Source organism: Nesterenkonia maliinae (assembly GCF_051262655.1).
Lineage (GTDB): Bacteria > Actinomycetota > Actinomycetes > Actinomycetales > Micrococcaceae > Nesterenkonia.
The window spans coordinates 345,953-364,118 of record NZ_JBIMEY010000001.1 but is presented as its reverse complement, the minus strand read 5'-3'; the positions used below and the strand labels follow the sequence as shown (position 1 = coordinate 364,118).

Below are 18,166 nucleotides of genomic sequence, written 5' to 3'. Positions count from 1 at the left end.
GGTCCTGATGCTTGAGATGCTCGCTGTCATCGGCCCGATGTTCCTGGTGATCGGCGTCGGGTTCGCCGCCGGGTTCGTGCCGCGCTTCCTGAGCTCCCGGGATCACCTGAACGGGTTCCTGTTCTACTTCGCGCTGCCCACCTTCATCTATACCGCGATGGTCACCGCCCCGCCCACCGCGGGATTCCCCTGGCTTGCGGTGGCGGTCGTCGCCGTGGTGACCCCGCTGGTCTCCATCGGGCTCTACTACGGCAGTCATCTGCTCGGCGCCCGGGGCCGAGAGGGCGCGGCGTCGACCTCCTTGGCCGGCAGCTTCGGCAATGTCGGGTACTTCGGGATCCCCGTGGCGATCAGCGTGTTCGGTCCCGAGGCGGGCCTCGCGGCAGGAATCGTGCACATGCTGCACAACCTGATCTACCTCAACGGCTACCCGCTGGTGCGCACCATCGTGGCAGCCCGGGCCGAGCAGTCCGACGCAGCCGAGCAGGCCGCCGCAGATTCACCGGACTCGCCATCCCCAGGGCCGGGATCGAGGCGGGCCGCGAAAACCGACGGCATCGGGCACCTGCTGCGCACCCAGATCGGGCCGATCCTGAAGCGTGCGCTGCTGCTGAACCCGGTGTTCATCGCGATGGCGCTGGCCCTGCTGGTCGTCTTCACACCGCTGGGACTGCCCGCCATGATCAACGAATCGGTGAGCCTGCTCGGTCAGACCGCAGTCCCGCTGGCGCTGTTCTGCGTGGGGCTGGCGCTGCACCCGGCGATCGAGGGGATCCGCAGCGGGGGAGTGCCCAAGCGCCTGATCGTGCTGGGCACGTTGGGCAAGATCCTTCTCCTGCCGGTGCTGACCTGGCTGGCGGTGCTGCCCTTCTATGACCAGCTGGGACCGGTCTGGGCGGGCACGCTGATCATCATCGCCGCGATGCCCTCGTCCACCACGGTCTACGTCTTCGCCCAGCAGTACGAGGGCGACGGCCGCCTCGCCGCGTCGATCCTGGTGACCAGCACGCTGGCCTGCCTGCTCACGCTCCCACTGCTGGCAGAGCTGCTGCTCTGATCCTCCCGGCGTCGATCTCGTAGACGCTGTCCACGTGGCGCAGCACTGCGCTGCGGTGGGCGATCATGATCACCGTGGCGCTGGTGGCCTCGGGCATCCGACGCAGGATCTCGGCCTGGGTGAGTGGATCCTGGGCCGAGGTGATCTCATCGAGGATCAGCACCGGGCTGCGCCGCAGGTACCCGCGGGCCAGCGCCAGCCGCTGGGACTGACCGCCGGAGAGCCGCGCGCCCTCGGCTCCGAGCTGGGTGTCCAGACCCTCGGGCATCGCCTCGATGTCGGCGGCCAGGCAGGCCGACCGGCAGGCGGCGAGGACCTGCTCCTGGGTCGCCCCGGGGCTGCCCAGCAGCAGGTTCTCCCGGATGCTGCCGCCGATCATCACCGGTCGCTGCTCCACCACGGTGATGTTCGCGCGCAGCGTGGCGACGGAGAGTTCGCGCACGTCGGTGCCGCCGAGCCGGACCTCGCCGGCCTGCGGGTCCCAGACGCGGGTCAGCAGCGAGGCCAGGGTGGACTTGCCCGATCCGCTGACTCCTACGACAGCGGCCACCTGCCCTGGTTCGATGTGCAGGTCCACGTAGTGCAACACCTCGCGCTCGGTGCCGGGGTAGCCGAAGCTCACCGCTCGGAAGGACACCGAGGCGGCGCCGTCCTGCTCCGTGCGCACCTCCACCGGGGCGGCGGGCTCGGTGACCTCCGGGGTGCTCTCCTCGAGCTCACGCAGGTTCGCCGCGGAGGCCAAGGCCGCCGGCAGCGAGATGCCCAGCGCCTCGATCGCCGCCAGCGCCGGGGCGGTGCCCGGCACCAGGGCCAGCACCAGCAGCAGCTCGGTGTAGCCGATCACGCCGTCCTGGGCCTGCGGCAGCCCGAGCAGCAGCAGGACGAACAGCGCGAGCACCTGCCATCCCTGGCCCGCTGCCGCACGGAGTCCCTGCAGCACCGAGGCGCCGCGGGAGCCTGCGCCGATCTGCGCGCCGAGCCGGTCGACCCGCTGGGCGCGCTGCTCCTGCGCGCCGAAGATCGTGATCTCCGCACGGCCGCGCAGGTCATCGCTGATCTCCTGGGCCAGCGCACCCCGTGCGCGGACCTGGGCGGTGCTGGTCGCGCGTCCGCCGCGGCGTCCGATGCCGATCAGCGTGGCGGCAGCGGCCAGGTAGATCAGCAGCAGCGCGCCTCCGAGCGCGGACCCGGTCAGGCTCCAGGTGAGTACGACGGCGGCGGCAGGGATCAGCACCGCTGTCACCACCGGGGCCAGGGTGTGCGCGAAGAAGACCTCCACCCGGTCCACGTCGCGGGTGGCTGCCGAGAGCAGCCGGCCGCTGCCCCGCGAGGCGGTGACCGCCGGGGCCAGCGGGATGAGCTTCTCGTAGAGCCGGACCCGCAGCTGCTCCAGCAGCGCGAAGGCCGCGGTGTGCCCGGAGAGCTGCTCGGCGTAGCGGGTGAGACCCTTGGCCGCGGCCAGGGCGATCATCACCGCGATGACCGTGCCCAGCGGCGGGATGTCCTGGTCGTCGGCGAGCCGTCCGACCAGCCAGGCCGGGTAGAGGAGCAGCGCGGCGCCGCAGAGCAGGGTCAGTGTGCGGGCGAACGCAGAGAGCGCCAGCAGCCCCGCCGAGCCCCGGGCCAGTTTCAGCAGGTGAGCGATCATCGGTCTTCTCCTTCTCCTGCAGTGGCCTGCGCGTAGTAGCCGGTCTGGGCGAGCAGCTCTTCGGGAGTGCCCAGTGCCGCGGTCTCTCCGGCCTCGAGCACCAGGACCTGGTCGGCCCAGCGGGTGGTCGCGAGCCGGTGGGCGATGAGGATCAGCGTGTGCTCTCCGGCGAGGCTGCGCAGGGACTCATCGACCAGGCGTTCGGCGCGGCGGTCCAGGTCCGCGGTGGGTTCGTCGAGGATCAGCAGCTTCGCGCCGGAGAGCAGCGCACGGGCGATCGCGAGGCGGCGGATCTGTCCCCCAGAGAGGGAGCCGCCGTCCTCGCCGACCTGGGTGTCCAGGCCGTGGGGTTTCGCTGCGATCTCCGCGTCCAGGCGCGCCCGCGCGAGCACCTCCCACAGCTGATCCTCGGTGGCCTCCGGGAGGGCCAGCCGGAGGTTCTCCGCCACGGTTCCGGAGAAGATGAACGGCTTCTGCGGCACGGTGACCGCCGCCTGCTGCAGGGCCGCGGAATCGGCCGGGCGTCCTTCGAGCAGCAGCTGACCCGATGCTGCCGGGAGCAGCCCCTGCAGCACTGCGGCCAGCGTGGACTTGCCCGCACCGGAGGGTCCGACGACGGCGATGGCGGCACCGCGCGGGACGCTGAGTGTGACCCCGCGCAGCACGCTGCTCCCGCCGCGCTCCACGCCGAGGTTCTCCAGCCGCAGCAGCTCGGCGGATCCGGAGGCAGGCTCGGTCGACGTCTCGCTTGGCGTCATATTCGGTGTCTCTGCCGCAGCAGGATCAGCCGGGGTCGTGAGGGTCTGGGTGAACAGTCCCTGCTGGGTCCGTCCGGCCATGGCCACGTAGAAGGAGCGGCCGAGCTTGTCGATCGGTTCGTAGAGCAGCGTGGCGAGGAGCACGACGGCGAGGAACCCGCCGGCGGTGATCATTCCGTCATCGAAGCGCCAGAGAGCCAGGCCGACGGCGGCGGTGATCATCACCAGGGAGAAGAGCGCATCGTTGACCAGGATCATCAGCTGGCTGCGCTTGAGCAGTGCCACCGCCTGGACGCGCAGGGCCGCTGCGGCTTCGGCCACGCTGCGCCGGCCGGCGTCCTCGGCGCCGAGCAGGACCAGGCCGCCGAGCGAGCGCAATACCTCCTGGAACTTCGCCGTGGCCTGCCCGGCGAGGCGCCGATAGGCGGCGGTGGGCCCGCGGAAGCGTGCGAGGAAGAACCGGACCAGCACCGGGACCAGCAGCACCAGTACCAGCAGGACGACAGCGATCACCGGGTCCACGAAGATGCCCAGCATCAGCAGCACCAGCGCGGGGGCGGTGAAGGCGGCCAGCGCCGGGCCGAGGAACTCCGCGCGATACTCCGCGATCCGCTCGACGCCGCCGGTGAGCAGGTCGGCCTCACCCGTGCCGGGTCGGCCGGCTCCGCGTCGCGCTGCACCGGGGCGACCACCGGTGCCGGCGTGCGCGGACGATGAGGATCGCGGGGCCCCAGACGCAGGGCCAGACGCGGCGGCCGACGGGTCACGGCCAAGCGCCGCCCGGATTCCGCTGCCGCGCCAACGCCGCTCCTCCACCGCGCGCAGCCGCGGGGGCACAGCCGCGGCGATGCCCGAACAGGTCACCGCCACCGCGCCGGCGACCGCGCCGAGGATCAGCGCGCCGGTGGTCTCGGCATCATTGAGCGCGGCATCAAGCACACGCCCGAGCGCGAGGAACAGCGTGGTCAGCGCGATCGTACGGACCCATTGCAGGGCGGTGGCGATCCAGGCGCGGGGAGGCATATCTTGCAGAAGCACGCCTTCGATCATTCCAGGTTCAGCGGCCCCCCGGGGGCGAGTGCAACATTTGCGAAGCGCTGTCCGATGCGCCGGTGCGCCGCGGTGTCGGGATGCAGCTGATCACTCATCGGCAGCTCGGCCTCGTCGGCTTCCCCGAAGAGTTCCAGGCCGTCGAGGAAGTGCAGCGCCGGATCTTCTTCACGGCGCAGCTGAACGATCTCGTGCAGCGTGCGGCGGATCACCTGCAGGGTGAGCTTGCCGGAGGCCACCTCCTCCAGGCTGCCCATCGAGGTGAAGCGAGGCCCGGATTCCCGCAGCTCCATCTGCAGCGGGCCGGGCCGGGTCTCCTGGATCGCGCAGTGCAGCGGGGAGATCAGCAGCAGCGGGGTCTGCTCGTGGCGGCCCTCGCGGATCGTGTCGAGGAAGCCGTGCACCGCCGGGATGAAGGTGCGCAGCCGCATGGTGTCTCCGTTGGTGATGTTGATCCCCAGTTTGAGACTGATCACGTCGGCCTCCGCCGAGCGGATCGTCCGTGCGGTGAAGGGGTCGAGCATCGCCTGGCCGGCGAGCCCGAGGTTGGTGAGCCGGACCCCGGCGGTGCGGGCGGCGACCACGGGCCAGGTTCCGGTCGGGTGGGAGACGGCGAAGCCGTGGCTGATCGAGCTGCCGTGATGCAGCCAGCGGGTCTTCCCCGCGGACACAGCGGGGCCCAGCTCAGCGTCGGACTCAAGCCCGATCAGCTCGGTCCGCTCCTCGTGCGGCAGCCAGATCTGCACCTCGTGGGCGCCCGGCGGCAGCGGGGGCAGCTCGATCCGGGCGTCCTCCCCGGTGGTGCTGGAGGTCTCGCCGGTGATCGGGTCGCCGCGACGGGTGGTGCCGACGCCCTGCACCGGCGAGCGCAGCTGGGCATAGAGCTCTCCGTCCACGACCACGTCATACACGGCGGCGTCGACGGGCTCGTCGCCGGTGAGCTCTCGGGTGGGGTGGGTGAGGAGCACAATGCTGGTGGCCTCGGTGCGGAAGTCGAGGTGGACCCCGCTGGGCTCTGCCGCCACGCGCGCGACCCCAGGGTCGGTGGTCTGTCGCCGAGCGGCGGCAGGCAGCCGCCAGGGCAGCAGACCCCGCGAGGTGACCTCATGCTCCAGTGCGCCGTGCAGTAGCGGAGCCAGAGCCTCGGCAGAGATTCTCATAGATGTCCTCATTCCCAAGAGTCGCGTGGGCTGAACAGTACCAACCGGCTGACCGGGTCTGTTCAACTGCTGTTAACCTTCCTGCCCGAGTGTGTGCGCTGATGACTGAGCATTCGACGGACGACGCCGGCCCCGCCGCCCCCCGACACCCCGGCACCGTGGCAGAGGTGTTCCTCGTCTTCCTGCGACTCGGGCTGACCTCCTTCGGGGGGCCCGTGGCCCACCTGGCCTACTTCCGCGAAGCCTTCGTCACCCGGCGCCGCTGGCTGACCGAAAAGGCCTACGCCGACCTCGTGGGTCTGTGTCAGTTTCTGCCCGGCCCGGCGTCGAGCCAGGTGGGCATGGCCCTGGGTCTGCAGCGCGCCGGCTACCCCGGCATGATCGCCGCCTGGTTCGCGTTCACCATGCCCTCGGTCGTGCTGCTGGTGGCCTTCGCGCTGGGGGTTCAGCATGCCGGGAACCTCGCCGAGGCGGGCTGGATCGATGGGCTCAAGGCGGCCGCGGTGGCCGTGGTGGCCCACGCGGTGCTCTCGATGGCCAAGACGCTGACCCCGGACGCTCCCCGCGCGTCCATCGCCGCTGCCGCGATGGTCCTGGTGCTGCTGGTCCCGAACCCCTTCATCACCGTCGGCGCGATCCTGCTCGCTGGGATCATCGGGTTCATCTGGCTGCCCGGCCCGGAGACAGGACCCGAGGCGAAGGATGCCTTCCCGGTGCGGGTCTCCCGGCGCGCCTCCTGGACCGCCCTGAGCCTGTTCTTCGCGCTGCTGGCCGGTCTGCCGGTGCTTGCCGCCCTCACCGGAGCGGGATGGGCGGCGATGGTCGACTCCTTCTACCGGGCCGGGTCGCTGGTCTTCGGCGGTGGACACGTGGTGCTGCCGCTGCTGCAGGCTGAGACCGTGCCCACCCTGGTGGACCCGGAGGTCTTCCTCGCCGGCTACGGCGCCGCCCAGGCGGTCCCGGGACCGCTGTTCACCTTCGCCGGGTTCCTGGGCGCCTCCAGCACCGGCGAGCCCTCCGGCCTGCTCGGCGCCGCCGTCGCGGTGCTGGCGATCTTCCTGCCCGCCGGGCTCCTGGTGATCGCGGCGCTGCCCTTCTGGGAACGGCTGCGCGGCAACGTATCGGCGCAGAAGGCGCTGATGGGGGTCAACGCCGGCGTCGTGGGCATCCTGGCCGCCGCGCTCTACACCCCGGTCTTCACCGCTGGGGTGCTCGAGGTGGGGATCGAGGCGCTGGTGCTCGCGGTGCTGGCCTTCGTGGCGCTGAACAGCTGGCGTGTCCCGGCCTGGGCCGTGGTGATCGCGGCCGGCCTGCTCGGCGCCGTGCTGCTCTGAGACCCGACTGGCCGGAGAGCGGACATGGAGCCAACGGACACGACCGAGAGGTACAGTTCTGAAGTACTTGACCGCTCTGGCGAGGAGGACCCTGCCGCATGCTGAGCTCCCAAGCTCGCGGACTGAGTCGTCTGTATGCCCTCGACGTGGCGCGCGCCGCCGCAGTGTTCGGCATGATCATCGTCAACGTCGGTCCTTATAACGACGACGGCTGGGCCTCCTGGATCGTGCGGGCGCTCAACGGCCGGGCCTCGATCCTCTTCGTGGTCCTCGCCGGAATCGGGGTGACCTTCCTGGCGCGCCGGTCACTGACCAAGGGCATCACCCGACGCAGCACGCTCCTCTGGCGCGGCCTGCTGCTGCTGGGACTGGGGCTGGGACTGCAGACCCTGGAGCACGGGGTCAACGTGATCCTCTCCACCTACGCGGCGCTGTTCTTCCTGGCAGCGTTCATGGTCAGGATGTCCACCCGGTGGCTGTTCTTCTCCGCCACCGCTTCAGCGCTGCTGGGCCCCGTGCTATGGATCCTGGCGCGGCAGCGCACCGACTTCCACATCGAACCGGCTCAGATCGGGGACTCGCCGCTCCAGATCCTCGGCGCCATCCTGATCTCGGGGCCCTACCCGCTGGTGGTCTGGATCGCTCCCTTCTTCCTCGGGGTCTGGCTGGGCCGCCAGCCCCTGGGCAACGTCAAGGTGCAGCGGCGCCTGATCTATGTGGGCGCCATCGCCGGGTTCGGCGCCTTCGGGGCCTCCGAGGTGCTGGTGCGGGTCCTCGGCGAGCCCGACACCACGGAGGTCGGATTCGACCGGATGATCTCCGCCGTCGGGCACTCCCAGATGCCGCTGTGGCTGATCAGCGCCAGCGGCACCGCCGTGATGCTGCTGGGGATCCTGCTCCTCGTCGTGCCGTACTTCAACCAGCGGATCCGGCTGCTGGTCGTCGCCGGACAGATGCCGCTGACGGCCTATACCGCGCACCTGCTGGTCATCGCGCTCTTCATCTATCCCGGCCCCCAGGATCCGCTGCAGGGCTTCCTGATCAGCTGCGCGATCATGCTGGGACTGATCCTCTTCGCCGTCGTGTGGATGGCGAACTTCCGTTACGGCCCGCTGGAAGCGCTGCTGCGCAAGACCCCGGCCTTTCTGCGGGTCAGCTACCGCGTTCCCGAACGTCACCGCCGCCGGCAGCTCACCCGGCCCTACCCACGCCGAGCCAAGCCCGGATCATCCATGGAACAGAAGTCGACGCCTTCCTGAGGGAGACGAAACATGAAGCCCAAGAACCGCCTGCCGCACGACCACGCGCCGAGACGCCACCCGAGCGGCACGCATTCCGCTCGTCTTGCGACGGGCGGGCGGAGAGCGGCGCAGACCACCGCGATGCTGGCCACCTTCGGGCTGCTCGCCGGATGCGCCGCTGAGGAGGAGCCGCCCCCGCCCCCGCCGCCGGCGCCCAGCGAGGAGCCGCAGGAGCCCACCAGCACCCCTGAACCCGTGGAGGACACGCTCACCCAGCAGGGTGTCAGCGCCGGGCATCCGCTCGCCGTCGAGGCCGGAGAACAGGTACTCGCCGACGGCGGCAATTCGATCGATGCTGCGATCGCCGCCGCCTTCGCGATGTCGGTGGTGGAGCCCTTCGCTTCGGGCCTCGGCGGGGGCGGCTCGGTGGTCATCGCCGGGCAGAACGGCGAACCGCTCTTCTACGACTATCGCGAGATGGTCGGCGTGGACGGGGAGATCCCCGAGACCGGGATCGGGGCGCCAGGCTTCGTCGCCGGCATGGGACGCCTGCACCAGGAGCACGGCAGTCTGGAGTGGGATCGGTTGATCCAGCCCGCCCAGCAGCTCGCCTCCGAGGGCTTCGAGGTCTATGACTTCCTGTCCAGCCGGATGACCGAGGACCTCGGCCCCGAGGCCATCGAGGGGGTCGAACCCTTCGAGGTCGACGGCGAGCCGGTGGAGTCCGGGGAACAGCTGGTCCAGACCGAACTCGCCGGGACTCTGGAGACGTTGGCGGCGGAGGGCTGGGAGTCCTTCTACACCGGCAGCCTCGCCGAACAGCTGACCCAGGTCGACGGCATCGACGCAGAGACCCTCGCGGGGTACGAGGTCACCGCGTCTGAGCCGGTCTCCGGAGAGTTCGGCGACTACGAGATCCTTGCCGCCGCACCCGCGCTGCCCGGCCCGGCTCTGGTGCAGCTGCTCCAGATCGCCGAGTCCCAGGGCATCGCCGAGCTGGAACCCGGCTCCGTGGAGTACATCCAGACCCTCTCCGAGGCCTGGCTGGTCGCGGAGGAGACGGTGCTCACCGAGATCGGCGACCCCGCCTTTGTGGAGGTCCCCGTGGAGGAGATCACCGACGAGGAGTCCAACGCCGCGATCGAGATCTCCACGCAGTCCGCGCCGCAGGATGCCGCCCAGGGCACCGAGGAGCAGCCTCGCGCCGAGGTCTCCGGGGAGCCGGCCCAGTCTGAGGCGGACGCCCCGGAGGATGCCAACACCACGCATATCTCGGTGATCGACGATGACGGCATCATGGTCTCGATGACCAATACCCTGACGAACTTCTGGGGAGCGGGTGAGGTCAGCGGAGGCTTCTTCCTGAACAACCAGCTCAGCCGGTTCGACGCCGTGGATTCCCCGGCGAACCAGCCGGAGGCCGGTCGGAAGTCCGTGACCTGGTCGATGCCCACGATCGTCCTCGACGATCAGCAGCGCCCGGTGCTGGGCATCGGCACCCCGGGTGGTCACCAGATCCTGAACATCATGGGCACTGTGCTCACCCAGTGGGGGCTGCAGGATGCGCCGCTTCAGGAGGCCGTGGACGGGCTTCGCTTCCGCCTCCTCGGGGAGGACGAGCTTCTGGTCCTCGACGATGAGCCCGAGGAGGAGACCCGTGAGGCGCTCGAGGACCTCGGCTGGGAGCTGCAGATCTGGCCCGATGAATGGGGCGGCTTCGGCTCGGTCCAGGCGCTCGAGGTCGACTACGAGACAGGAGAGGTCACCGGTGCCGACGATGACCGGCGCGTGGGAAGCCACACCGTGATCGACTGACCTGGGACCACCCCGAGCCTGACCCGAGCCTGGCCCAGTGCGGGCCCGTCGAGGCAAGCAGCCGATGGGAGCCGTGCGGGCCCATTAGCATGGAGCCATGAGCACCACGTCACCGCGCAGCATCCCCAATATCCTCTCGATCGCCGGCACCGACCCCACCGGCGGCGCCGGGATCCAGGCGGACCTGAAGAGCTTTGCCGCGCATCGGGGATACGGGATGTGCGTGGTCACCGCCCTGGTGGCCCAGAACACCCGGGGAGTGCGGGAGATCCACCTGCCCCCGGCGAGCTTCCTGCGCGCCCAGCTGGACGCCGTCTCCGACGACGTCGCGCTGGACGCCATCAAGATCGGGATGCTCGGCACCGAGGAGATCATCACCACCGTGGGCCAGTGGCTCGATTCTCTCGGCGGCGCCCGGGGTGGCGGCGCTGGCGACCACATCGGCGGGGGTCACGTCGACGGCTCCGGGCCCGTGCTGGTGCTGGACCCGGTCATGGTCGCCACCTCGGGGGACCGGCTGCTCGACGCCGCCGCCGAGTCTGCGCTGATCGCGTTCCTGCACCGGGCGGACCTGATCACCCCCAACGTGCCGGAACTCGCCCTGCTGGCCGGAGCCGAGCCCGCGAGTGATCCCACGGGGCTGATCTCCCAGGCCCGCACCGTCGCCGATGAGCATCACGTGGTGGTGCTGGCCAAGGGCGGACACCTCGACGATGCCTCGGCCCAGGAGCGCGTCGTCGACACGCTGGTCTACCCACAGCGCGCAGGCGTGCGTCCCGAGGAGGAGCAGTTCCTCTCACCGCGGATCCATACGCAGAACACCCACGGGACCGGATGCTCGGTCTCGGCGGCGCTGGCCACCCTCGCCGCGCGCGGCCACAGCTGGTCCACCGCGCTGCCAGTGGTCAAGGACTGGATGACCGCCGCGCTTCAGGACTCTGAACGCCTCGACGTCGGCCAGGGCCACGGCCCGATCCAGCACTTCGCCCAGCTCTGGGCCTGACGATTCCGATCCACCTTCACCGCCACGGGCCCTGGAGCGGCTCTGCCCGGTGGGCACCGACGCGTCAGCTCTGCGGGGCCTCGTGCGGCCCGCCGGCGTGCTTGGCGATGTCCTCCCAGTTCCAGGTGGTCCCCATCGCGTCATCGGAGGGGAACCAGGCTCCGGTGGTGGCTCGGTCCCGGGGGGTCGGTCCGGTGGCGCCCTGGCCGGAGACCGGCGCCTGATCCTTCAGCGCGGTGACCCGGTCCCGGATCGAGGCCATCTGCTGGTCCAGCGCGGCGGCCTTGACCGCGGCGTCACGGAGCTCGTCGAGGATGTCGCCGGGCACCTCGCCGTCGTAGGTGTAGTAGATCTTGTGCTCCAGCGAGGCCCAGAAGTCCATCGCGACGGTGCGGATCTGGACCTCCACGTAGACGAACTCGGTCCGGTTGGAGAGGAAGACCGGGACCTGCACGATCACGTGCAGGCTCTGGTACCCGTTGACCTTGGGCGTGCGGATGTAGTCCTTGACCTCGACGACCCGGAGGTCCGGCTGACTGCACAGCATCTCCGCGACCCAGTAGGCGTCGGAGACGAAGGAGCAGGTGATCCGGATCCCCGCGATGTCCCGGATGGAGTGTCGGATGCTCTCGAGCGTGGGCTCGGCGCCGTAGCGCTGCACCTTGTCCAGGATCCGGTCGAGGGACTTCAGCCGGTAGTTCACGTGCTCGATGGGGGAGTAGTCGCGGGTGTGCTCGAACTCCTCACGCAGCACGTTGATCTTGGTCAGCACCTCGTCCATGCCGAACTTGTAGTGCAGCTGGAACTCGGTGAGCTGCCGACGGATGTCGACCATGCGGACGGCCATGCCGCTGTTCTCGTCGCCGGCGCTGCTGTGCAGCTCTGAGAGCAGCTGGCGGTAGACGTCGGACTCGCTGCGCTGCGGTTTCCTCGCCGAGGGCGTCTGCTTGGTCAGGTCCTTCCCCGGCAGCACGCGGCCCCCGACGGTCAGCGAGACCTCTTCGGGGGAGTCGACGGGCAGGAACTGGTTGTCAGTGGCAGGAGCGTGTCCAGCGGACATGGGGGAAGTTCTCCTCGGGGGTTTCAGGGGCTCGCGGCCCGGGAGCGCGAGACGCCGGTCACGGGACCGGTCCTTCGATTCTCGACCCTAGGTGCCCAGTCTGTGAAGTCCCTCGACGGAATCGTCGCCAGCGCCGAGAACGCCAGTGCCGATAGGCTGGAGGCACCGCGAGGGCGGGCTCGAGAATCCGAGCTCGAGAATCTTGGGCCCGTGACGACCGGAGAGCCGGGCCCGCGCGCAGCGTCAACAGGGTCGACAGGGTCGACGATGAGATCCCAACCACAACATCTGGTGAAAAGCAGCAGGTGTCGACGCAACATCTTCCTGTTCGAGCAGTGGGGACACGCCGAGACACGCGAATGTGAAGAGAAACTTTTCTCGGGAGTACCGGCCTCCACAGCTGTGGAGGAAGACCCTGCGGGGGTGCCGCTTCCGCGTCACCGCAGGGGAGTCACGGTCCACAGGTCCTGTGGAGAGCCGGTGGAGAACTACAGCAGTGCAAGTACAGCATCTAGTGTCTGCTGATATCTCCGGACCCAAGATGTAGTATTGAGGCATCGCAAGAACGTCACGTTTGAATCGGAGAGCCTCATGTCTGTCACTGTCTACACCAAGCCCGCCTGCGTCCAGTGCAACGCCACTTACCGCGCCCTGGACAAGAACGGCGTGACCTACGAGACCGTCGACATCACCCAGGATGCTGAGGCCCTCGAGCGGCTGCGCGGCCTGGGCTACATGCAGGCTCCTGTGGTCATCACCGAGTCCGACCACTGGTCCGGATTCCGCCCCGACAAGATCTCCGAGCTGGCCGTTCAGCACGCTGCGATCAGCTCGGTCGCCTGATGCAGCCGTGAACACCACGGCAAGGCTGATCTACTTCTCCTCGGTGTCGAACAACACGCACCGGTTCGTGGAGAAGCTTCAGCGCGGGGCGGGGGAGATCGCGAGACTCCCGCTGCGCACCAAGGATGAGACCCTCGCGGCGGAGCAGCCCTTCGTCCTGGTCCTTCCCTCCTACGGCGCCGACGGCGGTGAAGGCTCGGTGCCGAAGCAGGTGATCAAGTTCCTCAACGTCGAGTCCAACAGAAACCTCCTGCGCGGAGTCATCGGCGCGGGCAACACTAATTTTCATGAGAGCTACTGCATCGCAGGTGACATCGTCGCCGCCAAGTGCCGAGTGCCTCACCTGTACAGATTTGAACTGATGGGCACACCCGAAGACGTGGCCACGGTCGAGATGGGATTGGAAGAGTTTTGGAAACAGCAACCAAGCCGCTGAACGCGGCGAGCAGCGCACAGACCCAGCACGGCAGGGACTCCATGGACGCACCGCTGGCCAAAGTCATGCCTGCCCAGTGGCAGGGTCTGAGCTACCACGAGCTCAACGCCATGCTCAACCTCTATGGCCCCGAGGGTGAGATCCAGTTCGAGGCCGACCAGCTCGCAGCCCGCCAGTACTTCCTGGACCACGTGAACACCAACACCGTGTTCTTCCACAACCTGGAAGAGAAGCTGGGCTACCTGGTCGAGAACGACTACTACGAGCCCGAGACCCTGGAGCAGTACTCCAAGGAGTTCATCCGCGCCATCTTCGACCGCGCCTACGCCGCGAAGTTCCGCTTCCCCACCTTCCTGGGCGCCTTCAAGTTCTACACCTCCTACGCGCTGAAGACGTTCGACGGCGACCGCTACCTGGAGCGCTACGAGGACCGGGTCACCATGGTCGCGCTGCACCTGGGCCGCGGCGACGAGCAGCTGGCGACGAAGATGGTCGACGAGATGATCTCCGGCCGGTTCCAGCCCGCGACCCCGACCTTCCTGAACTCCGGGAAGAAGCAGCGCGGCGAGCTGGTCTCCTGCTTCCTGCTGCGCATCGAAGACAACATGGAGTCCATCGCGCGCGCCATCAACTCATCCCTGCAGCTCTCCAAGCGCGGGGGAGGTGTGGCCCTCTCGCTGACCAACATCCGGGAGAACGGCGCCCCGATCAAGCACATCCAGAACCAGTCCTCCGGCGTGATCCCGGTGATGAAGCTTCTGGAAGACTCCTTCTCCTACGCCAACCAGCTCGGCGCACGCCAGGGCGCCGGCGCGGTCTACCTCAACGCCCACCACCCTGACATCTTCCGCTTCCTCGACACGAAGCGCGAGAACGCGGACGAGAAGATCCGGATCAAGACGCTCTCACTCGGGGTCGTCGTCCCCGACATCACCTTCGAGCTCGCCAAGAAGAACGAGCCGATGTACCTGTTCAGCCCCTACGACGTCCAGCGCGTCTATGGCAAGGCGTTCAGCGAGATCTCGGTGACCGAGAAGTACCACGAGATGGTCGACGACGCGCGGATCCGCAAGACCAAGATCAACGCCCGCGAATTCTTCCAGACCCTGGCCGAGATCCAGTTCGAGTCCGGCTACCCGTATGTGATGTTCGAAGACACGGTGAACCGTGCCAACCCGATCGCCGGACGGATCTCCATGTCGAACCTCTGCTCGGAGATCCTGCAGGTCTCGGAACCCAGCGAGTACGCCGACGACCTGAGCTACTCCGAGATCGGCAAGGACATCTCCTGCAACCTGGGTTCGATGAACATCGCCAAAGCGATGGACTCCCCGGACTTCGGGCAGACCATCGAGACCGCGATCCGCACGCTGACGGCCGTCTCGGACATGTCCTACATCAACTCGGTCCCCTCCATCGCTGAGGGCAACCGGCGCTCCCACGCCATCGGGCTGGGCCAGATGAACCTGCATGGCTACCTGGCGCGGGAACGGGTCTACTACGGATCCGACGAGGGTATCGACTTCACCAACATCTACTTCTACACGGTGCTCTACCACGCGTTGCGCGCCTCGAACCAGATCTCCATCGAGACCGGCCAGCGGTTCGACGGCTTCGAGAACTCGCAGTACGCGTCCGGTGAGTTCTTCACGAAGTACACCGAGCAGGAATGGGCCCCGGCCACCGAGAAGGTCCGCACGCTGTTCAGCCACGTGGCCGTCCCGACCCAGGCCGACTGGTCGGAGCTCAAGGCCTCGGTCATGGCCCACGGCATCTACAACCAGAACCTGCAGGCCGTCCCGCCCACCGGTTCGATCTCCTACATCAACAACTCGACCTCCTCGATCCATCCGGTGGCCTCGAAGATCGAGATCCGCAAAGAGGGCAAGCTCGGGCGCGTCTACTACCCGGCGCCATACCTGACCAACGACAACCTGGAGTACTACCAGGATGCCTATGAGATCGGGTACGAGAAGATCATCGACACCTACGCCGCTGCCACCCAGCACGTGGACCAGGGCCTGTCCCTGACGCTGTTCTTCAAGGACACCGCCAGCACCCGCGACATCAACAAGGCGCAGATCTACGCATGGCGCAAGGGCATCAAGACCCTCTACTACATCCGCCTGCGCCAGCTCGCGCTGGAAGGCACCGAGGTCGACGGCTGCGTCTCCTGCATGCTGTGACCCCTGGTCCCATCGGGGCTGTGATCATCACCGCCCATCCCGGAACCCCGCTTCCTCTAGAAAGAGACTCCTGACGTTGACACCATCCAAAGCGCTCCTCGAGCACGTCGAGGCGATCAACTGGAACCGCCTCCAGGACGAGAAGGACAGCGAGGTCTGGAACCGGCTGGTCAACAACTTCTGGCTGCCGGAGAAGATCCCGCTGTCAAACGACGTCCAATCCTGGGCCACGCTGACCGAGGAGGAGAAGACCCTCACCATGCGGGTCTTCACCGGACTCACCCTGCTGGACACCATCCAGGGCACCGTCGGTGCAGTGGCGCTGATCCCGCACGCGCTGACCCAGCACGAGGAGGCGGTGCTGACCAACATCTCCTTCATGGAATCGGTCCACGCCAAGTCCTACTCGCAGATCTTCTCCACGCTGTGCTCCACCAAGGAGATCGACGAGGCGTTCCGCTGGTCCAAGGAGAACGCGAACCTGCAGCGCAAGGCGCAGATCGTCATGGACTACTACCACGGCGACGACGGACTGAAGAAGCGGGTGGCCTCCACCATCCTGGAGTCCTTCCTGTTCTACTCCGGTTTCTACCTGCCCATGCACTGGTCCTCGCGTGCGAAGCTGACCAACACCGCAGACATCATCCGGCTGATCATCCGCGACGAAGCCGTGCACGGCTACTACATCGGCTATAAGTACCAGCGCGCCCTGGAGCGCGAGACCCCGGAACGTCAGCAGGAGCTCAAGGACTACACCTACGAGCTGATGTACGAGCTCTACGAGAACGAGCTGCAGTACACCCACGACCTCTACGACGGCGTGGGCCTCAGCGAGGACGTCAAGAAGTTCCTGCACTACAACGCCAACAAGGCCCTGATGAACCTGGGCTACGAGGCGATGTTCCCCAAGGAGCTCACCGACGTGAACCCCGCGATCCTCTCCGCGCTGAGCCCCAACGCCGATGAGAATCACGACTTCTTCTCCGGCTCCGGGTCCTCCTACGTGATCGGCAAGGCCGAGGAGACCGAGGACGACGACTGGGACTTCTGACGACTTCTCTCTAGGCCCGGCGAAGCAGCTGGTCAGGGGCCCGAACCCGCGAGATCTCGTGGGTTCGGGCCTTTTTCGCGCCCTCTTCGACATGACCGAGGAGGACAAGGACGACCAGGACTACCCGTTCGTGGGGCCTGCGAATATCCTCGGTCACCTCGAGCACGGATCGGCTGCCCTCGACTACTCCGCAAGCTCGTGCATCGGATGAGGAGAAGACAAGCATGGACATCACCGTGATCGGCCGAGGAAACATCGGCGGTGGACTCGCCGACCTGTGGGAGCGCGCCGGGCATCGGGTGACGCGACTGGGTCGCGGAGGGGGCGACGTCAGCGCAGCGGAAGCGGTGCTGCTCGCCGTACCCGGAACAGCTCTGACGTCCAGTCGATCCAGCGATGGATCTCCACACGATCCGTGCTCCGCCAGTTAGGTGAGTTTCACCGACGCGAGACGAATCTCGCTGATGCGATCCTGTGGTGAACACCGGCGACCGTGCAGAACGGTCCACTCAGAAGGAGACGGCTCATGAGCGAGTACCCGGACATTACGAGAATCCGCCCGGTCTCAACGATCTCCGCCAGGTCGGAACGCAGGCCGCCCGGCGCCTCGAACGCGAACCACGAATCCCCGGAGAACGGCGTCACGGCGGCCGCCGCGCTGGGCTGCCTGATCATCGGTCTTCAGGTCACGGGTGTCACCACGCGAGGCACCTGACGGGGAGGTGCACCATGGCGTGGAGTACGAGTGAGATCGCAGACATGGCGTCGACGACCGTGAACACGGTCCGGCACTATCACCGTCTCGGGCTTCTCGAGGAGCCTGAGCGGAGAACCAACGGATACAAGCAGTACGGAGTCAGACACCTCGTGCAGCTGCTGAAGATCCGTCGGCTCGTAGACCTGGGTCTTCCGCTCGGGCAGGTCGGTGCCGTCAAGGCCGGCAGCGAGGGCGGCCAGGAGGTTCTGCGCGAGTTGGATGCGGAGCTGGTGGCGGGCATCGAGCGGCTCCAGCAGGCGCAAGCCGACCTCACCGCGATTCTTCGAGAGGACGCCCCCGCCGATGCGCCGGCCGGTTTCGAATCAGTGGCATCCCGGCTGTCGGAGTCGGATCGTTCGATCCTGCACATCTCAGGCCAGCTCTATGACGCACAGGCCATGGCCGACCTGCGACGCATGGTGGAGGTCGACGAGACGATCGACCGGGTCGGCGCCCAGATCGACCGACTGCCGCCGGACGCCGACGAGGCGAGCCGTGAACGTCTCGTACAGCTTCTCGCACCGGTCCTTGCTCAGAATCTGGCCGATTATCCCTGGCTTCTGAACCAGTCCGAGCGTCTGTCGAGGAGTGAATCCGTGGTGCGGCGGACGATCTCGGAAGCCATCGCAGACCTCTACAACTCGGCGCAGCTTGACGTGTTCTTCCGTGCGAGTCTGATCGCGCGTGAACTGTTGCAGGCCCGAGTCGATGCAGCGGAGGACGACCGCATGAGCATTCGAGAGGGAACTCATGTCTGATCCGCACGA

15 protein-coding genes are annotated in these 18,166 nt (G+C 67.7%); 11 read left to right on the top strand and 4 right to left on the bottom strand.

Annotated elements, in window-relative coordinates:
- The first annotated feature begins 7 nt into the window (after positions 1–7).
- Positions 8–1,057: an AEC family transporter gene (locus tag ACHAA4_RS01575; RefSeq protein WP_435772438.1), complete on the top strand. Its 1,050-nt coding sequence runs from the start codon at positions 8–10 to the stop codon at positions 1,055–1,057.
- On the opposite strand, the gene ACHAA4_RS01570 is transcribed toward ACHAA4_RS01575, so the two are convergent.
- The 3 genes from ACHAA4_RS01570 to ACHAA4_RS01560 are packed head-to-tail and all read right to left on the bottom strand — an operon-like array spanning position 1,023 to position 5,673.
- On the bottom strand, positions 1,023–2,705 hold the full coding sequence (locus ACHAA4_RS01570; protein WP_435772437.1) for an amino acid ABC transporter ATP-binding/permease protein: 1,683 nt from the start codon (positions 2,703–2,705) through the stop codon (positions 1,023–1,025). The two genes, ACHAA4_RS01575 and ACHAA4_RS01570, sit on opposite strands and share 35 nt — an antisense overlap.
- Positions 2,702–4,501 (bottom strand): ABC transporter ATP-binding protein, encoded by a 1,800-nt coding sequence (locus ACHAA4_RS01565; protein ID WP_435772436.1) that lies wholly within the window; start codon positions 4,499–4,501, stop codon positions 2,702–2,704. Before ACHAA4_RS01565 ends, ACHAA4_RS01570 begins: the two co-directional genes overlap by 4 nt.
- An 8-nt stretch (positions 4,502–4,509) precedes the next feature.
- The gene (locus ACHAA4_RS01560) at positions 4,510–5,673 is read right to left on the bottom strand and encodes an SGNH/GDSL hydrolase family protein (RefSeq protein ID WP_435772435.1); all 1,164 of its coding nucleotides are present in this window, start codon (positions 5,671–5,673) and stop codon (positions 4,510–4,512) included.
- Positions 5,674–5,774: 101 nt separating this feature from the next.
- Between ACHAA4_RS01560 and chrA the strand changes: the two genes are divergently transcribed.
- The 4 genes from chrA to ACHAA4_RS01540 all read left to right on the top strand — a co-directional run bounded on the left by chrA (position 5,775) and on the right by ACHAA4_RS01540 (position 11,066).
- Positions 5,775–7,007 (top strand): chromate efflux transporter, encoded by a 1,233-nt coding sequence (chrA, locus tag ACHAA4_RS01555; RefSeq protein WP_435772434.1) that lies wholly within the window; start codon positions 5,775–5,777, stop codon positions 7,005–7,007.
- Positions 7,008–7,105: 98 nt separating this feature from the next.
- Positions 7,106–8,266, top strand: a complete 1,161-nt coding sequence (locus ACHAA4_RS01550; protein ID WP_435772433.1) for a DUF418 domain-containing protein — start codon at positions 7,106–7,108, stop codon at positions 8,264–8,266.
- A gap of 12 nt (positions 8,267–8,278) precedes the next feature.
- Positions 8,279–10,063: a gamma-glutamyltransferase gene (locus tag ACHAA4_RS01545; protein WP_435772432.1), complete on the top strand. Its 1,785-nt coding sequence runs from the start codon at positions 8,279–8,281 to the stop codon at positions 10,061–10,063.
- Between the two features lie 97 nt (positions 10,064–10,160).
- Positions 10,161–11,066: a bifunctional hydroxymethylpyrimidine kinase/phosphomethylpyrimidine kinase gene (locus tag ACHAA4_RS01540; protein WP_435772431.1), complete on the top strand. Its 906-nt coding sequence runs from the start codon at positions 10,161–10,163 to the stop codon at positions 11,064–11,066.
- 64 nt (positions 11,067–11,130) lie between these two features.
- On the opposite strand, the gene ACHAA4_RS01535 is transcribed toward ACHAA4_RS01540, so the two are convergent.
- Entirely contained in the window at positions 11,131–12,126 is a 996-nt protein-coding gene (locus tag ACHAA4_RS01535; RefSeq protein WP_435772430.1) for a GTP pyrophosphokinase, read from the bottom strand.
- A 591-nt stretch (positions 12,127–12,717) separates the two neighbouring features.
- Here ACHAA4_RS01535 and nrdH point away from each other — a divergent pair.
- The 6 genes from nrdH (at position 12,718) to ACHAA4_RS01505 (ending at position 18,157) form a co-directional block, all read left to right on the top strand.
- Positions 12,718–12,969 carry a glutaredoxin-like protein NrdH gene (gene nrdH / locus ACHAA4_RS01530; RefSeq protein WP_146131116.1) on the top strand — a complete coding sequence of 84 codons (252 nt, stop codon included), beginning with the start codon at positions 12,718–12,720 and terminating at the stop codon, positions 12,967–12,969.
- A 7-nt stretch (positions 12,970–12,976) separates the two neighbouring features.
- Complete coding sequence (gene nrdI / locus ACHAA4_RS01525) at positions 12,977–13,405, top strand: class Ib ribonucleoside-diphosphate reductase assembly flavoprotein NrdI (RefSeq protein ID WP_435772429.1); 429 nt, start codon at positions 12,977–12,979, stop codon at positions 13,403–13,405.
- A 41-nt stretch (positions 13,406–13,446) separates the two neighbouring features.
- Positions 13,447–15,591 (top strand): class 1b ribonucleoside-diphosphate reductase subunit alpha, encoded by a 2,145-nt coding sequence (gene nrdE, locus ACHAA4_RS01520; RefSeq protein WP_435772970.1) that lies wholly within the window; start codon positions 13,447–13,449, stop codon positions 15,589–15,591.
- A 76-nt stretch (positions 15,592–15,667) separates the two neighbouring features.
- Positions 15,668–16,642 (top strand): class 1b ribonucleoside-diphosphate reductase subunit beta, encoded by a 975-nt coding sequence (gene nrdF / locus ACHAA4_RS01515; protein ID WP_435772428.1) that lies wholly within the window; start codon positions 15,668–15,670, stop codon positions 16,640–16,642.
- A gap of 526 nt (positions 16,643–17,168) precedes the next feature.
- Positions 17,169–17,357 (top strand): hypothetical protein, encoded by a 189-nt coding sequence (locus tag ACHAA4_RS01510; RefSeq protein ID WP_435772427.1) that lies wholly within the window; start codon positions 17,169–17,171, stop codon positions 17,355–17,357.
- 14 nt (positions 17,358–17,371) lie between these two features.
- On the top strand, positions 17,372–18,157 hold the full coding sequence (locus ACHAA4_RS01505; protein WP_435772426.1) for a MerR family transcriptional regulator: 786 nt from the start codon (positions 17,372–17,374) through the stop codon (positions 18,155–18,157).
- Positions 18,158–18,166: the final 9 nt, after the last annotated feature.

What these genes read in the sequence shown, in the direction of transcription:
- ACHAA4_RS01575 (WP_435772438.1), top strand. Translation starts at nt 8, where the DNA reads ATGCTTGAGATGCTCGCTGTCATCGGCCCGATGTTCCTGGTGATCGGC.
- ACHAA4_RS01570 (WP_435772437.1), bottom strand. Translation starts at nt 2,705, where the DNA reads ATGATCGCTCACCTGCTGAAACTGGCCCGGGGCTCGGCGGGGCTGCTG.
- ACHAA4_RS01560 (WP_435772435.1), bottom strand. Translation starts at nt 5,673, where the DNA reads ATGAGAATCTCTGCCGAGGCTCTGGCTCCGCTACTGCACGGCGCACTG.
- chrA (WP_435772434.1), top strand. Translation starts at nt 5,775, where the DNA reads ATGACTGAGCATTCGACGGACGACGCCGGCCCCGCCGCCCCCCGACAC.
- ACHAA4_RS01550 (WP_435772433.1), top strand. Translation starts at nt 7,106, where the DNA reads ATGCTGAGCTCCCAAGCTCGCGGACTGAGTCGTCTGTATGCCCTCGAC.
- ACHAA4_RS01545 (WP_435772432.1), top strand. Translation starts at nt 8,279, where the DNA reads ATGAAGCCCAAGAACCGCCTGCCGCACGACCACGCGCCGAGACGCCAC.
- ACHAA4_RS01540 (WP_435772431.1), top strand. Translation starts at nt 10,161, where the DNA reads ATGAGCACCACGTCACCGCGCAGCATCCCCAATATCCTCTCGATCGCC.
- ACHAA4_RS01535 (WP_435772430.1), bottom strand. Translation starts at nt 12,126, where the DNA reads ATGTCCGCTGGACACGCTCCTGCCACTGACAACCAGTTCCTGCCCGTC.
- nrdH (WP_146131116.1), top strand. Translation starts at nt 12,718, where the DNA reads ATGTCTGTCACTGTCTACACCAAGCCCGCCTGCGTCCAGTGCAACGCC.
- nrdE (WP_435772970.1), top strand. Translation starts at nt 13,447, where the DNA reads ATGGACGCACCGCTGGCCAAAGTCATGCCTGCCCAGTGGCAGGGTCTG.
- ACHAA4_RS01510 (WP_435772427.1), top strand. Translation starts at nt 17,169, where the DNA reads ATGAGCGAGTACCCGGACATTACGAGAATCCGCCCGGTCTCAACGATC.
- ACHAA4_RS01505 (WP_435772426.1), top strand. Translation starts at nt 17,372, where the DNA reads ATGGCGTGGAGTACGAGTGAGATCGCAGACATGGCGTCGACGACCGTG.